17 protein-coding genes are annotated in these 15,902 nt (G+C 44.9%); 4 read left to right on the top strand and 13 right to left on the bottom strand.

What is annotated here, in order from left to right:
* Positions 1–343 precede the first annotated feature (343 nt).
* From KDJ85_RS11190 to napF, 13 genes are all read right to left on the bottom strand, one after another.
* The gene (locus KDJ85_RS11190) at positions 344–1,414 is read right to left on the bottom strand and encodes a cytochrome c-type biogenesis protein CcmH (protein WP_225819744.1); all 1,071 of its coding nucleotides are present in this window, start codon (positions 1,412–1,414) and stop codon (positions 344–346) included.
* Positions 1,411–1,968: a DsbE family thiol:disulfide interchange protein gene (locus KDJ85_RS11185; protein ID WP_225819743.1), complete on the bottom strand. Its 558-nt coding sequence runs from the start codon at positions 1,966–1,968 to the stop codon at positions 1,411–1,413. The genes KDJ85_RS11190 and KDJ85_RS11185 overlap by 4 nt, the downstream gene beginning before the upstream one ends.
* Positions 1,965–3,896, bottom strand: a complete 1,932-nt coding sequence (locus tag KDJ85_RS11180) for a heme lyase CcmF/NrfE family subunit (RefSeq protein ID WP_225819742.1) — start codon at positions 3,894–3,896, stop codon at positions 1,965–1,967. The genes KDJ85_RS11185 and KDJ85_RS11180 overlap by 4 nt, the downstream gene beginning before the upstream one ends.
* A complete protein-coding gene (ccmE, locus tag KDJ85_RS11175; RefSeq protein WP_225819741.1) occupies positions 3,893–4,378 on the bottom strand; it encodes a cytochrome c maturation protein CcmE in 486 nt (161 codons plus the stop codon). The genes KDJ85_RS11180 and ccmE overlap by 4 nt, the downstream gene beginning before the upstream one ends.
* Positions 4,375–4,587, bottom strand: coding sequence for a heme exporter protein CcmD (ccmD, locus tag KDJ85_RS11170; protein ID WP_225819740.1), 213 nt, complete (start codon positions 4,585–4,587; stop codon positions 4,375–4,377). Before ccmD ends, ccmE begins: the two co-directional genes overlap by 4 nt.
* Positions 4,584–5,324, bottom strand: coding sequence for a heme ABC transporter permease (locus KDJ85_RS11165; RefSeq protein ID WP_225819739.1), 741 nt, complete (start codon positions 5,322–5,324; stop codon positions 4,584–4,586). Before KDJ85_RS11165 ends, ccmD begins: the two co-directional genes overlap by 4 nt.
* 197 nt (positions 5,325–5,521) lie before the next feature.
* Positions 5,522–6,160 (bottom strand): cytochrome c-type protein NapC, encoded by a 639-nt coding sequence (gene napC, locus KDJ85_RS11160; protein ID WP_225819738.1) that lies wholly within the window; start codon positions 6,158–6,160, stop codon positions 5,522–5,524.
* A gap of 9 nt (positions 6,161–6,169) precedes the next feature.
* The gene (napB, locus tag KDJ85_RS11155; protein ID WP_206082770.1) at positions 6,170–6,619 is read right to left on the bottom strand and encodes a nitrate reductase cytochrome c-type subunit; all 450 of its coding nucleotides are present in this window, start codon (positions 6,617–6,619) and stop codon (positions 6,170–6,172) included.
* The gene (gene napH, locus KDJ85_RS11150) at positions 6,616–7,479 is read right to left on the bottom strand and encodes a quinol dehydrogenase ferredoxin subunit NapH (RefSeq protein ID WP_225819737.1); all 864 of its coding nucleotides are present in this window, start codon (positions 7,477–7,479) and stop codon (positions 6,616–6,618) included. The genes napB and napH overlap by 4 nt, the downstream gene beginning before the upstream one ends.
* Entirely contained in the window at positions 7,466–8,176 is a 711-nt protein-coding gene (gene napG / locus KDJ85_RS11145) for a ferredoxin-type protein NapG (RefSeq protein WP_225819736.1), read from the bottom strand. Before napG ends, napH begins: the two co-directional genes overlap by 14 nt.
* Before the next feature lie 6 nt (positions 8,177–8,182).
* Complete coding sequence (napA, locus tag KDJ85_RS11140) at positions 8,183–10,669, bottom strand: nitrate reductase catalytic subunit NapA (protein ID WP_225819735.1); 2,487 nt, start codon at positions 10,667–10,669, stop codon at positions 8,183–8,185.
* Complete coding sequence (gene napD, locus KDJ85_RS11135) at positions 10,650–10,928, bottom strand: chaperone NapD (protein WP_206082774.1); 279 nt, start codon at positions 10,926–10,928, stop codon at positions 10,650–10,652. Before napD ends, napA begins: the two co-directional genes overlap by 20 nt.
* Positions 10,918–11,409 carry a ferredoxin-type protein NapF gene (gene napF, locus KDJ85_RS11130; RefSeq protein ID WP_225819734.1) on the bottom strand — a complete coding sequence of 164 codons (492 nt, stop codon included), beginning with the start codon at positions 11,407–11,409 and terminating at the stop codon, positions 10,918–10,920. Before napF ends, napD begins: the two co-directional genes overlap by 11 nt.
* An 811-nt stretch (positions 11,410–12,220) precedes the next feature.
* On the opposite strand from napF, the gene nrfA reads away from it, so the two are divergent.
* The 4 genes from nrfA to nrfD are packed head-to-tail and all read left to right on the top strand — an operon-like array spanning position 12,221 to position 15,899.
* The gene (nrfA, locus tag KDJ85_RS11125; RefSeq protein WP_225819733.1) at positions 12,221–13,660 is read left to right on the top strand and encodes an ammonia-forming nitrite reductase cytochrome c552 subunit; all 1,440 of its coding nucleotides are present in this window, start codon (positions 12,221–12,223) and stop codon (positions 13,658–13,660) included.
* Positions 13,661–13,708: 48 nt separating this feature from the next.
* Positions 13,709–14,278, top strand: coding sequence for a cytochrome c nitrite reductase pentaheme subunit (nrfB, locus tag KDJ85_RS11120; RefSeq protein WP_225819732.1), 570 nt, complete (start codon positions 13,709–13,711; stop codon positions 14,276–14,278).
* Positions 14,275–14,946 (top strand): cytochrome c nitrite reductase Fe-S protein, encoded by a 672-nt coding sequence (gene nrfC, locus KDJ85_RS11115; protein ID WP_206082778.1) that lies wholly within the window; start codon positions 14,275–14,277, stop codon positions 14,944–14,946. The genes nrfB and nrfC overlap by 4 nt, the downstream gene beginning before the upstream one ends.
* Positions 14,943–15,899 carry a cytochrome c nitrite reductase subunit NrfD gene (nrfD, locus tag KDJ85_RS11110; protein WP_225819731.1) on the top strand — a complete coding sequence of 319 codons (957 nt, stop codon included), beginning with the start codon at positions 14,943–14,945 and terminating at the stop codon, positions 15,897–15,899. Before nrfC ends, nrfD begins: the two co-directional genes overlap by 4 nt.
* Positions 15,900–15,902: the final 3 nt, after the last annotated feature.

The following is a 15,902-nucleotide window of genomic DNA, read 5'->3' as shown; positions in this document are numbered from 1 at the left end:
AAGAGCAGATGTGTATAAGAGACAGGTTATAGACTGCTGGTTTAATTTTATTGTAATAAATATATTTATCCATCGTTATAACCTATCAATAACGACCAAGTGTCTATTTGTGATGATATTCACAATTCAATAAATTAACAAAAAATCAAAAACAGAAACGTACTTAATTTGATAAATAGAGCAAAGGTAAACTAAGTGGAATTGGGATTATCTGATAGAAATGTCCCTCTTAAAGCGAAAAATTGTTCGCTGAAGGCGCTAACGTGACCTGAATGGATTTGAAGCTATAGAAACAAAACAGGGGCTTACGCCCCCGTTTAAATCATATTAACCAAAATCGATACTACTTATCGGCTGGCGAGCCTTTCTTTTCATGCACCATCATCAGTGCTTGTTCCACGCTACGCTCAATAATCACTCGGCGCTGGTCATTCTCAGGCAACAGTTTTAACATCATTTGCCATGCTGAAATTGCCTCTGCATAACGTTCTTGTTCAAATGCATTGAAGGCAAAAATACTTAACGCTCTTACATTCGTGCGGTCTTCTGCAATCAGTTTTTTCAGTAACTCTGCACCTTGACGGTTATCTTCAGGGTCAGAAGAACGTGTTAACACTTCGGCATAACCTATCACTACGTTTTCATCTTTCGGTGAAAGACGATACGCGCGGCCATAAGCATCAGTTGCCATGGTTGCATTACCCAGTACCATGCCAATACGCCCTAACATCACCCATGCTTCTACATTTTGTGGGTCTTCTTGTAAGCGAGTACGCAAGCCTAATGCTAAATGCTCCATTTCTGCATTATTCAACGGTGGTTCAGAAGGGTCTAAGGCTCTATCCAGCAAAGCAGGCGCTTGTTGATAAGCATTGTTCCAATCAGTCACCTTTTCATAACTACCCACTTGGTAATATGCCCCTGCGGCAACACCTAGCGCAATCAATACGCCGGGTAAATAGACCCAATTGCTCGCCCGTGAAGCTTCAGGAACATCCTCTTCTTCACCGTTTTCCACCTGCTTGATACGCACGCGTTTTTTCGAGCGGGCAAAAATAATCCATCCACCAATGATAATAGCGACAAATGGCAGCCCCCATAACATCATTGTCAATGGCGTTAAGGGTGGGTTATAAGTCACAAAATAACCATAACGCGCCACCATATAATCGACGATTTCATCACGGTTTTTGCCTTCTTTCATCAACTCATACACTTTTTGACGTAAATCCAGTGCAATCATCGAGTTAGAGTCGGCAATACTGTTATTTTGGCACTTAGGACAACGCAGCTCTTCTGTTAATTTACGAAATTGCTGCTCTTGTTGTTCGTTATCAAACGTAAATACTTCCGTAGAGGCGTACGTGATTGTTGCACTGAGTGCAAGCATCAATAGACCGAGTAAATACCTCATTGGTTCGCCTCCTGGTTATAGCGCTCCCAAAGGGGTTTAAATTCTTTTTCCCAAATATGTTCATCCATTGCCCCTGCGTGGCGGTAACGAATAATCCCATTGCCATCAATAAGGAAGGTTTCTGGTGCTCCATAAACCCCAAGATCGAGCGCTAACATACCTTCACCATCAAATAGACTTAATGCGTAAGGGTTACCCAGTTGACGCAACCATACAATTGCTTTATCGCGTTTGTCTTTATAATTTAAACCAACCACGCGAACACCTTGTGCTGATAACGAGTTGAGGTACTGGTGCTCCGCACGGCAAGTTTGGCACCATGTTGCCCATACATTCAATAGGATAGGCTGGCCTTGTGTTAACACCTCTGACTCGTAATGCTTTCCAGGGTTTTCTAACGATTCCAAGCGGAAAACAGGTACGGGCTTACCAATTAATGCAGACTCTAATAAACGCGGGTCATCGCCTTCTGCATTACGCATTAACTGCCACAGCAACACCGCGGCTATCCCTGCGAAGATAATAAAAGGGATTAAAAAAACTTTGCGGTTCATGCCGTTTCCCCTTGCAATTTACGACGACGATAGCGTGGGTCAAACAGACAGAATAATGCGCCAATTGCCATCAACACACCACCAGACCAGATCCAGCGAACAAATGGCTTATAATACAAACGCATAGTCCACGTATTTTTATCAACTTCCTCACCAAGGGCGGCGTATAAATCGCGGGTAATACCACCATCAATTGCGGCTTCCGTCATGACAGCACGGCTTACGCTATAAAAGCGTTTTTCCGGCATTAAGATACTCACCACTTTGTCGTTTTTGGTGACAGAAATACTGCCGATAACCCCTTGATAGTTCGGACCATCTGCTTCGCGTACACCATTAAAGGTAAAGGTGTAACCGTGAATAGCAATGTTATCCCCTGGTTTCATTTTCACATCACGCTCAATACTGTAGTTTTGGCTAAACGCAATCCCTACAATCGTTACCGCTAAGCCTAAATGAGCGCATACCATGCCCCAGTAGCTTGGCGTCAGTTTAATTTTTTTGCTAATACGCACTTTCATTTCAGCGAACGCTAAAATGGCAATCCATATCGCCATCATCAAACCAACAACGGTCAATGCCTCAACGCGGTCTTCCATTAGCATTGGTAATGCGAATGACAGAATGAGCGTCATCACCGTTGCAATAATCAGCATTTTTTTAATCGCCGCAGGACGGTCGCGCCCCCAACGAACCAATGGCCCAATCCCTAATAACAGAGCAAATGGCACCATCAATGCAATAAACATGGTGTTAAAGAACGGCTCACCGATAGAAATGGTGCCTAACCCAATTTGTTTATGAACTAACGGCAGTAATGTACCAAGCAGCACGACGAGCATCGCCGCAGTTAAAATCACGTTATTACCCAATAACATTGATTCACGTGACCACAACGCATTATTAACACGTGAACGTACTTTATGGCCTCGCAGTGCAAACACGAGCAGCGAACCGCCGATCACCAGCACCATAAATGCTAAGATGAAAAGCCCGCGGGATGGGTCAGAAGCGAACGCATGCACGGAAACCAATACGCCCGATCGTACTAAGAATGTGCCGAGTAAACATAATGAGAAAGCAAATATTGATAAGAGCAATGACCACGCTTTAAATGTCGCTCGTTGTTCTGTCACCGATAAGGAGTGAATTAATGCCGTTCCCACTAACCATGGCATAAAGGAGGCATTTTCTACTGGGTCCCAGAACCACCAGCCACCCCAGCCAAGTTCATAATAGGCCCATGCGGAACCTAACATGATCCCAAGCGTTAAGAAAAACCATGCAGCCATCGTCCAAGGACGGGCAAAACGGGTGAAGGCGCTATCTAATCGCCCACTGAGCAAGGCCGCAATCGCAAAGGCAAAGGCCACTGAGAAACCCACGTACCCCATATACAATAAAGGTGGGTGGAATATCAGGCCAGGGTCTTGTAACAATGGATTCAGGTCGCGCCCTTCAATCGGGAACGACGGTAATGTGCGTGAAAATGGGTTTGAGGTAAAAATGATAAACAGTAAAAAGCCAACACTCACCATCCCCATCACCGCAAGCACGCGAGCGACGATGTCTAATGGCATGCGATAGCTAAACAGCGCGACCGCAAATGTCCAGCCACTCATCAACAAGACCCATAGCAACAATGAACCTTCGTGAGCGCCCCACGTTGCGGCAACGCGATACCAAATCGGTAACTGAGTATTGGAGTTATTCGCCACATAGGTGACTGAGAAATCATTCACGACAAAAGCATTGACAAGAACCAGAAAAGCCCCCGTCACACAAAGAAACAGTAACCATGCCAACGGACGCGATGAAGCCATTAAACGCGTATCGTTACGCGCAACTCCCCACAATGGGTAGATAGACAGCAAAACGGCAAGGCCTAGTGCTAAGCACAGTAAAATGCTACCAATTTCTGGGATCATGACGCATTTTCCTTATAGGCTGCGGCAGGTCTCCGATGGTTTTCTTGCATTGCTTTTTCCACTTCTGGTGGCGTGTAGTTTTCATCATGTTTTGCCAGTACTTCTTTCGCTAAAACATGGTTGTTTTCTTGTAATTCACCTTGTACGACGACGCCTTGCCCCTCTTTAAATAAATCTGGCAAGATGCCTTCATAACTGACATCAATTTCTGCTTCTGCATCATAAACGGTGAAAGTAATTTTTAAGGATTTTGGATCTGCATCACGCACAACACTGCCCGGCATCACCATGCCACCCACACGTAAACGCTGCCCAACTTCAGGCATCTGCTGGGTTTCACGTTTACCGTAAATGATTTCACCGGGTGTATAAAAGAGGTCAATACTTGAGCGCAGTGCATAGAGGATCAGCGCTAGCGTTAAGCCAACACCAATAAGTATGGAACAAATTAACCAAAGTCGGTTACGACGACGAATATTCACATCTCCCCCCTACGCGCTCTTGCGGTTTTTTGTCTTTGTTCGCGAGCTTGCTGTTGAATAATGGCATTAATGATCATTTTTCGTTGGATAACGGTATGCACACAGAGTAGCAATATAGGGATTAAGGTCAGCGCCACCGCCAACCAAACATAAAAACCATAGCCTCCCATCGCAAAGAAATCGCTCCAAGATGCAAATGCGCTGGTCATTTAAGGCGCCCTCCTTTTTTCACAATATCGAGCACCCAAGGGCGGTTACGTTCGAGGATCAATAACTGATTACGTAAGCGAATGAGTGTTAAAGAGATAAATAAGAATAGATACCCAAAGATAGCTAAGCGCAGTGGTGTGCGCATCGCTGGGTTGATACTTTCTTGCATACGTGTCGACGGCTGATGCAGCGTTTGCCACCATTCAACAGAATAATGAATGATAGGTAAATTAATCACACCAATTAACACTAAAATAGCAGCCGCTTTACCCGCGGTACGGCGATCATCAAATGCATGCCATAGCGCAATAACGCCCACATACAGAAAAAATAGAATTAATTCAGAGGTTAAACGCGCATCCCACACCCACCAAGCGCCCCACATCGGCTTACCCCATGTCGCGCCAGTGACTAATGCAATGAAAGTAAAGACCGCGCCAACTGGAGCCATTGCGGCAATCGCCAGCTCCGACACTTTCATCTGCCACACTAGCCCAATAAAGGCCGTGATAGCCATCGTGGCATAAATCCCCATTGACCACATCGCAGCAGGCACATGAATATACATAATGCGGTAACTCTCGCTTTGCACTTTATCGGTTGGTGCAAAACCAAAGCCCCAAACCCACCCTGCTGCTAAACAAATCACACTTAATATAATAAACCACGGTACTAGATACCCACATAACCGGTAAAGGTTAACGGGGATGGCAAGTTGATGAAGCTTTTTCCACATAGTTTAATTACCCTGATTTATTATATTGTTAGTAAATGCTGAGTGACAGCATCATACAATACACATTAAAAAAGCAAAGATATTGATTTAACACAAATATAACTTAGGCTGATTATACTCTTACGCATAATCAGCCTATTTCGTGATCATCACTTATAATTCATTTAGATAACCAATCATAAAACGATGACTCCAAATTAAAAACCTGGCTCGACTTCACGCATATCAGGAAGCTTATGTGCTATCCCTTTATGGCAATCTATACAGGTTTTACCCTCCGTAACCGCTTGGTCATGCATTTTGGCAGCCACCCCTTTTTGTGCAGTGAAGTCCATATACTCAAAGTTGTGGCAGTTACGGCACTCCTGCGAGTCATTGTTTTTCATACGCCGCCATTCACTTTGCGCCATCGCTAAACGGTGATCTTCAAATTTTTGCGGTGTATCGATAATGCCAAAAATTTTCCCGTATAATTCTTTGCTGGCTTGGATTTTACGCACCATTTTAGGGCCAAATTCGTGAGGTACGTGACAATCTGGGCAAGTTGCGCGAACACCACTACGGTTAGTATAGTGAATCGTATCCATATATTCTTCATAGACATTTTCACGCATTTCGTGGCAGCTAATACAAAACTCTTCTGTATTCGCCATCTCCATACCTGTGTTAAATCCCCCCCAGAAGATCACGCCACTGACGAAACCTATCAGCAGTAATGTGCCCAATGCCAAGCGGCTTGGCCTACGCCACCACTGCCATACGCGTCCAATCAGCCCAAATAAGCCTTTTTTCTTTGGCTTATCGCCCGTTGTTGGTTTTTCGTTATTATTTGCCATAATTCCCCCTTATTTCCCAAAACCTTTGGATGGGGTAAATGTGTTATCAATGATTGCTGGCGTATCCGATTGCGGTACATGACACTGTAAACAGAAATAACGGTTTGGTGCGACTTCACCCAACACTTTCCCAGTTGCATCCATAAAATGTGTGGGACTCACACGCGGCGCACCTGTGGTACGGTAGTTTTCAACGCCGTGGCATTGTAAACAACGGTTCGTGTTGGTGGTAATTTGGTAACCCTCAACGCTATGTGGGATCATCGGCGGCTGGTTCACATAGTTTAGTGCCATTCTTTCTTGCTCTTTAGGAATATGAATACTTCCCTCAGTCGTACCAGACACTTCTGGTGATTGCGTCAAATCGACACCATTAGCAGCCCAAACTAGACCACTGACAACAAAGACCATACCTGCGATTGCGCGGCTTAGCGTCTTTTTCAGGACTGAATTTTTCATGATTTAGCTCCCGAGCTCCATCGTAGTGTTATTTTAAAAACATCCTCAGAACAGACATCGATACAACGACCGCAAGTGATACAGTCCTTGTCAGAAATCAGTGCTGGGGCTTGTTTATCGAGAACCGGTGCACGCAACACTTGCGGCTCCGGACAAACGTGGAAACAATCCATACAGCGGCTACAGTCTTTTTTATTCACCGCCGTGACGACCAGTGCGCCCTTACAACCTGCGACACCATATAGTGCGCCTAATGGGCAAAGGTGACCGCACCAACCATGTTCCACTACCAATAAATCGAATAAAAACAGCGCAACTAAAACTAATGCACCACTTCCAAAACCGAAAATTAAGCTGCGCCCTATTAATGAGACTGGATTTAGCCATTCCCACAATAACGTGCCTGTCACCGCTGACCCCACTAAAATCACCACCAGCAACACATAACGAATGTAGCGTGGAATGGTGGCGGATTGGTTCAAGTCAAACTTACGGCGCAGCCATGCTGCGGCGTCAGTTATTGGATTAACAGGGCAAACCCAACTGCAAAAAATGCGTTTACCTAATAGCGCATATACACCGAACACAATAGCGGCACCGATCAGCGCAGAGATCCCTGGTAAGTAACCACTTGCTAAGCTCTCTAATGTAATCAGCGGGTCGGTCAATGGCACTGTGTCTAACAATAAGCTACTGCTATAGTTTCCGTGTAAGATCCACACACCAAACCATGGACCACTCAAAAACATCGCTAGCACCAATAATTGGCTGACACGCCTTAACACCAACCATTTGTGGCTCTGCCACCACCCTTTTTTTGCCTGAGCTTCACGTCCGGCGTCGCGTTTACGATTTGCCATTGTTTCCCTCCAGCCAACCAAAACGGTAATGATGGCCTAATTCACCTTTCGCCAAGTCTCTTGGCAACACTTTGATAGCCGCTTCTTCCAACACACAAGCTTGCTCGCACTTACCGCACCCCGTGCAATAATTGCTGTTTACCGTTGGTAAAAAACGCGCGTGTTTACCTGTTCGATGATTCTGCTCAAGCTCCAATGTGATTGCTTCGTCAATAAGCGGGCAAACGCGGTAACACACATCGCAACGTAACCCTTGGAAATTCAGACAGTTTTCTTGGTCAAGTAACACAGCCAAGCCCATACGCGCATCATTGATAGACTCAATGTCTTTATCCAGCGCGCCACTTGGGCACACTTTTGCACATGGAATGTCTTCACACATTTCACACGGGTTTTCACGGGCGATAAAATACGGTGTTCCCGCTGCCAGCCCCGATGCCAATGTCGCTAATTTCAACATGTCATAAGGGCAGGCTTGAACGCATTGACCGCAGCGCACACAGGCACTGGCAAATGCAGCTTCATTTAGCGCACCCGGCGGGCGAAGTCTGACTCCACTCGCTCGGGAGGTTTGTTGCTGAAGCCCCAGTACCACACCAACAGCCGCTAAACCAGCCGCTGCGCGACCTACGTCACGCAAAAAGCGACGGCGACTGTTCTGGGACTTAACCTTGTTAGGATTAGTTTTCTGGGGCATGAGCAATTACACCTTTTCCAGTTTAACGGCACATTTTTTGTAGTCCGTTTCTTTCGAAAGTGGGTCAGTCGCATCCAGTGTTAAATTGTTCACTAATTGCGCTGCATCGAAGAACGCCATGTACACCAAACCTTTTGGTGGTCTATTACGGCCGCGAGTTTCAACAATCGTTGTCACATCACCACGGCGAGAAACCACTTTGACTTTGTCGCCACGACGTAATCCACGATCTTTCGCATCAAGTGGATGCATAAACACTAATGATTCAGGGAAAGCACGGTGAAGCTCAGGCACACGACGCGTCATACTGCCAGTATGCCAATGTTCAAGAACACGCCCTGTTGATAACCACAAATCGTATTCTTTATCTGGCGCTTCTGCAGCGGGTTCAAACGGCAGTGCAAAAATAACCGCTTTGCCATCAGGTTTACCGTAGAATTGATAGCCTTCACCCGCTTTAACGTAAGGGTCATTTCCTTCGCTATAACGCCACTGGGTTTCTTTGCCATCCACCACCGGCCAACGGATACCGCGAGCTTTGTGGTAAGCATCAAAGTCTGCTAAGTCATGACCATGTCCACGACCAAAACCTGCGTATTCTTCAAATAAGCCTTTTTGTAAATAAAAGCCTAACTCACGGGATTCATCGTTTAATTGGTCTTCTGCTAACTCTGTCACTGGGAATTTGGTGACAGCTTCGTTGGCAAATAACACGTCATACAAGGTTTTACCGCGTAGTTCTGGTTTTTTCGCCAGTAACTCTTCAGGCCACACGTCATCCGTTTTAAAGCGTTTAGAGAATAGCACCATCTGCATTAAGTCAGATTTTGCTTCCCCTGGCGCTTGAACTTGTTGGCGCCAAAACTGGGTACGACGTTCTGCGTTACCGTAAGCCCCTTCTTTCTCGACCCACATTGCGGTAGGTAAGATTAAGTCGGCAGCCAATGCACTGACAGTTGGGTATGGGTCAGATACCACGATAAAGTTACGCGGGTCGCGCCACCCTGGCATGCGCTCTTCGTTGATATTTGGGCCCGCTTGCATGTTGTTATTACACATTACCCAGTAGAAATTCAGCTTCCCGTCTTTTAAGGCACGGTCTTGTGCAACGGCGTGTAAACCGACTTTTTCTGGGATTGTGCCCGCAGGTAATCCCCAAACACCTTCCACTTTTTCACGGTGTTTTTCGTTAGTGACCACCATGTCTGCAGGTAAACGGTGTGAGAACGTCCCCACTTCACGCGCGGTACCACAGGCTGATGGCTGGCCTGTTAAGGAGAAAGGACCACAGCCCGGCTGAGAGATTTTACCCGTCAATAAGTGCAGGTTATACGCAAGGTTATTTGCCCAAACTCCGCGGGTGTGCTGGTTAAAGCCCATAGTCCAGTAAGAAACCACTTTGGTTTTCGGGTCCGCATACAGCTTCGCTAACTCTTCTAGCTGGTCTTTTGGTACCCCGGTCATTTCCGCGGTTTTGTCTAAGGTGTATTCCGCAACAAAGGCTTTATATTCGTCCCATGTCATTGGTTCAGAGGCATCAGAACCTGCATTTTTCGCGCTTTTTTCTAATGGGTGAGTTGGACGTAAGCCATAACCGATATCTGTTGCACCGCGACGTAGGTTAACGTGTTTATCCAGAAAGTCCTGATTAACTGCATTATTTTGAATAATATAATTCGCAATATAGTTCAGGATCACCAAGTCAGACTGCGGCGTAAATACAATGCCGTTATCGGCAAGTTCAAAGCTACGGTGTTTAAACGTAGACAACACCGCAACACGTACATCTGGGTTAGATAAACGGCGGTTAGTAATACGCGACCATAAAATCGGGTGCATTTCCGCCATGTTTGAACCCCACAGAACAAAAGCATCTGCGTGCTCAATATCATCATAACAACCCATCGGTTCATCCATACCAAAAGTACGCATAAAACCCACTACCGCTGACGCCATACAATGACGCGCGTTCGGGTCTAAGTTGTTAGAACGAAAACCACCTTTAAACAGTTTAGAGGCTGCATAACCTTCCCAAACAGTCCATTGGCCTGAACCGAACATGCCGATCCCTTCTGGCCCTTTTTCTTTTAAAGTGGTTTTAACTTTTTCTTCCATGACATCAAACGCTTGTTCCCACGTAATTGGTGTGAACTCGCCATTTTTGTCATATTCGCCGTCTTTCATGCGCAACATTGGCTGCGTTAAACGGTCTTTTCCGTACATGATTTTCGGTAAAAAATAGCCTTTGATGCAGTTCAGGCCACGGTTTACAGGGGCTTCAGGGTCACCTTGGCTCGCAACAATACGGCCATTTTGAGTGCCAACAAGGACGCCACAACCTGTACCGCAAAAACGGCAAGGGGCTTTGTCCCATTTAATGCTTTCTTGTTGGCCGACGACCGCTTTGGCAATACTGGGGGTGCCAATACCTGCCGCCGCAGCAGCGGCCGCTATCGCATTGGCTTTCATAAAGCTACGACGACTGAGTTTCATAATCTTCCTCACCTTGCTCATCCTGCTGGTGATACACCAGCGAAACATCTAGCACACCTTCGATATCGCGTACTAAATCAATAGTATCTAACAACGTTTTACTGCCTTGCCCTTCAACAACGACAATCAGTTTTCCATTTTCAGGGGCGCTAATCGCCACTTCACAGTTCGGAAACTGATTTATTTTTTCGGTCACAGCAGACATTCGTTCGCTTTTTATTTGTACAATCAAACTGCACACTTGATATTTACTGTGCATGTTCATGCTCCACGGTAATGGCTGATACAGGGCAGCCTGCAACACAGGCACCACAGCCTGTACAGCCTTGTGTTTCTATTTTTGGCTGGTAAATACCTGCCAGTGACGGACGAAAAGAGATAACTTCAGGCTCACAACTGTCTTGGCAACGGCGACATTCGATAGATTTAAACGCAAGGCAGTTCTGACCGATAGAAACGGTGATATCCCAAGGTTGGGTTTGTTGTGGCAGGAAAATAGGTTCAGGGCAGGCAGTCGCACACGCGTAGCAAAAGGTGCATTCGCCACGTTTAAAATCGACAACAGGGTACCCACCTGCGCCAGCGTGTAAAATTGTTGTTTCACAACTTTCTACACAAGCATTGCAGCGGGTACACTTTTCAATAAAGTGCGCTTCACTACCACTCCATGGCGGTCGAACCACTGGCGCCGCATTACGCCACGCACCAGTTAATACTCCCCGACGGGTGAGATCAACCATGTTGATTTCCTTTACATTGCCAACAAAATCGTAAAAAAGTACTGATAAACCGCAGTTTTTATATGTGTATTATTTATGAGAAATATTAACGATAGAGGTTAGAAAAATACATACTACCAAGTAGGTAAAAGGAGTAATAACACCGCTTACAACTGAAAATCACCGCATTCGAATTCTTGATAACTTTTGAACATCAAAATGACTAAAAATAGGGAATACCGACAGTTTTTTAATTATTTTTTAACAATCATTCAATATAGATATTTAATTTAATCGTGAGTTTTAATGTTCCAAGTTTAAATTAACACCAAAAACTACCACTAAAGTGGTAGATTCAATGTCATTTTAGAAAAAAATAATTGCAAGTTTTTTGATATTACGCACGATTTATTTCTTATTTTACTTTGCGAAATATAAAAATGATTACAACCAATAATATTATTCTTAAAAATCAAATAACTAAATAAAACAAATTGTATTGGTAAAAATAAGAATCATTACTAAATAATTACCCTAAACGATCAGTTTAAAACTAGCCATTAATAACTATAGCAGTTTCTTTAATACTCCGTATTTATTATTTATCTGCATTCTATTTCTTTAATCCAAATTATCTTTTGATCAAAAACAATATTTTTTGTGTGGTTTTTTGTTACACATATAAGTTGGCAATGTCTTGATAGCATCCATCAACTTGCTATCAAACCTATATAACAAAAAATACCCAAAATCGTTCGAGCTGATATACCTCCTAAAATAGTTGCTCGAAAAATGAAGGGATGGTTGGCTCACATTACTCGAGGCCCTTTTTATGGCAAACATAAGAAATAATGTACTGTGCTTACTGAGTCTAGTGGCAGGAATATTTCTCTTTACCTCTGTTCATGCACAAACCCCTACTCCAACTAAGGATGGTACCTCCACAATAAATACACGAAATGAAACTTTCGAAGCCGCTCACCCAGACCAATATCACTCTTGGCGAGCAACTTCTGAACAAGCAAACCGCGAAGATGCCCTCGCAGAAGACCCGCGTTTAGTCGTTCTTTGGGCGGGATACCCATTCTCCCGTGACTATAACAAACCGAGAGGCCATGCGTATGCCATCATTGACGTGCGTGAAACATTGCGCACAGGTGCACCAAAAGATGCACAAGATGGCCCATTACCAATGGCTTGCTGGAGCTGTAAAAGCCCCGATGTTGCAAGGCTTATCCAAGAGCATGGTGAAGATGGGTATTTTGAAGGCAAATGGGCAAAAGGTGGCCCAGAAGTCGTTAACGTTCTCGGTTGCGGTGACTGCCACAAAACTGATTCCCCTGACTTTGCGAAAGGGAAACCCGAGCTAACTCTGACACGCCCTTATGCAGAGCGCGCAATGGAAACCATTGGCAAACCCTTCGATAAAGCCAGTCGTTTCGACCAACAGTCCATGGTGTGTGGTCAATGTCACGTTGAGTACTATTTCTCTGGCGACAAAAAATCCGTTAAATTCCCGTGGGATAACGGAATCAAAGTTGAAGATATGGAAGTGTACTATGACAACATTGGTTTTTCTGATTGGACAAACTCACTATCCAAAGCACCAATGTTAAAAGCACAGCACCCTGAATATGAGACCTGGAGTGCAGGTATTCATGGCAAAAATAATGTGACTTGTATTGATTGCCACATGCCGAAACTACAAAACGAAAAAGGCGAACTGTATACCAGCCATAAAATTGGTAATCCGTTCGATAATTTCGAGCAAACTTGCAGCAACTGCCACACACAAAGTAAACAACAGCTGCAAGATGTCGTCGCAGAGCGTAAACACGCTATCCAAGAAATGAAAATCAAAGCGGAAGATCAGTTAGTTCGTGCTCACTTTGAGGCAAAAGCCGCATGGGATGCGGGTGCAACCGAAGACGAAATGAAACCAATCTTAACCGACATTCGCCATGCACAATGGCGCTGGGACTTAGCGATTGCGTCTCACGGTATCCATATGCATGCGCCTGATGAAGGTTTGCGTATGTTAGGTGGCGCAATGGATAAAGCCGCTGATGCACGCACCAAACTTGCTCGTTTGCTCGGTTCGAAAGGCATCACCCATGAAATTGCCATCCCAGACATTTCCACCAAAGAAAAAGCACAAAAAGCCATTGGTTTAGATATGCAAAAAATCAATGCTGAGAAACAAGAGTTCTTAAAAACTGTTGTGCCACAGTGGGATGAACAAGCTCGTAAAAATGACCTATTAGCCAAATAACCGTCACTTGCCCCAATGATAAGGGGCAATACAACCAATGGAGTAATTATGAGCGTACTACGTTCGTTATTCACTGCTGGGGTGCTGGCAACAGGCTTATTATGGGCAGCTGCCGCCTCCGCTACGCCTCAAATTGCTGAGGAAAATGCTGATGGCCGTTGGGTTGTCACACAGCAACGCAGCGCTGATAGCGCATGCTTAGATTGCCACAAACCAGACAAAGAAGGCATGCACGGCACGCACTCAGAAGTGGTCAATCCAAACAATAACTTACCAGTGACTTGCACCAACTGCCACGGTAATCCTGGGCCTGATCATCGAGAAGGCGTAAAAGATGTTATGCGCTTCAACAACCCAATGTACAACGTGGAACAGCAAAACAGCGTCTGTTTATCCTGTCACCTACCAGAGCAACTGCAAAAAGCGTTCTGGCCCCATGATGTCCACGTGACAAAAGTGGCCTGTGCCAGTTGCCATGACCTCCATCCAAAACAAGATACGATGAAGGTACTGACCGATAAAGGCAAGGTGAAGATTTGTGTTGATTGCCACTCTGAGCAGCGCGATAACCCTGCTTTCAACCCAGCAGCGGTGAAATTGCGTAAGGAGCAGCCATGAGTTGTTCTCGTCGTCAATTCATTATTTATTCAGGAGCACTGGCGGCGGTAGGAGGAATAGCTGGCCAAACTCTAGCGAATACCATGAAAATAGACGGCGTTCGCTACGGCATGATCCACGATGAAAATTTGTGTATCGGCTGTACGGCATGCATGGATGCGTGTCGTGAGGTTAACCAAGTCCCAGAGGGAGTTTCACGGTTAACCATTATTCGTAGTGAACCCATCGGCCAGTTCCCAGATATCAAATATCGCTTCTTTCGCCATTCATGCCAACACTGCGAAAGTGCACCTTGTGTCGATGTCTGTCCAACAGGCGCTTCTTTTATCGATAAAACGACAGGCATTGTTGATGTCAATCCTGACTTATGCGTGGGCTGCCAATATTGTATCGCGGCATGCCCTTACCGTGTGCGGTTTATTCATCCTGTCAATAAAACAGCGGATAAATGCGATTTTTGTCGAAAAACCAATCTAAAAAATGGCAAGCAACCTGCTTGTGTTGAATCTTGCCCAACCAAAGCACTTACATTTGGTAATTTAGATGATCCAAAAAGTGATATTTCTTTGATGTTAAAGGAAAAACCTACTTATCGATTCAAAATCGCACTCGGTACTCACCCCAAAATGTACCGAGTTCCATTCAAATATGGGGAGGTTAGCCAATGACAACCGCTTCTGCTTTCCATTTTGAATCACTGGTTTGGGACTGGCCCATCGCGGTCTACTTATTTTTAATCGGTATTTCTGCGGGGCTGGTTGTATTGGCCGTGTTACTGCGCCAGTACTACCCTAATGCTGCAAGCAGTGACAGTACAATAATGCGTACCACGCTAATTTTAGCGCCAACAACCATTATACTGGGCCTATTGATTCTAATTTTCCATTTAACACGTCCATGGACGTTTTGGAAATTGATGTTTCATTACAGTCCAACTTCCGTCATGTCGATGGGGGTAATGTTGTTCCAAGTGTATATGGCAGTCTTAGTGGTTTGGCTGGCTAAAATTTATGAAACCGAACTAATTGGCTTGCAACAAAAATGGCTGCCGAAATTCAGCATAATACCTCGCGTACTCGCGATGCTTACTCAAGCAATGCGCTTTCTCGATATTATCATGCTGGTTTTAGCGGTATTACTGGGCGCCTATACGGGGTTCTTACTGTCCGCCTTAAAATCCTATCCGTTCTTAAACAATCCATTATTACCCGCTTTATTCCTATTTTCTGGAATATCGTCAGGAATTGCCGTGTCATTAATTGCATTAGCGTTACGCTATCGCAAAAATATTCATAACACTGAATCTGCTTTTTTACATCGCGTAGAAAGCTTTGTGATTTGGTTAGAGATATTCCTATTGGCGGCCTTTTTTGTCGGCTTAGCCTTAGGTGATGATGGTAAAATTCGTTCATTAATTGCTGCACTAGGCGGTGGTTTCTGGACATGGTGGTTCTGGATTGGCGTGGTTGGCTTCAGCTTTATTATCCCATTAGGCTTAAAAAAATGGGTGGATAAAAGCCATGGCGCAGCAAGAGTTTTGCTGGTCAGTGGTGCGAGTTTATTCGGCGTATTTTGCCTGCGTTTCTTTGTGTTATACGCAGGGCAATTAACGGTTGCATAATTT

Source organism: Providencia vermicola, from assembly GCF_020381325.1.
Classification (GTDB): Bacteria; Pseudomonadota; Gammaproteobacteria; order Enterobacterales; family Enterobacteriaceae; genus Providencia; species Providencia vermicola.
This window is presented reverse-complemented; position numbering and strand designations above follow the sequence as displayed.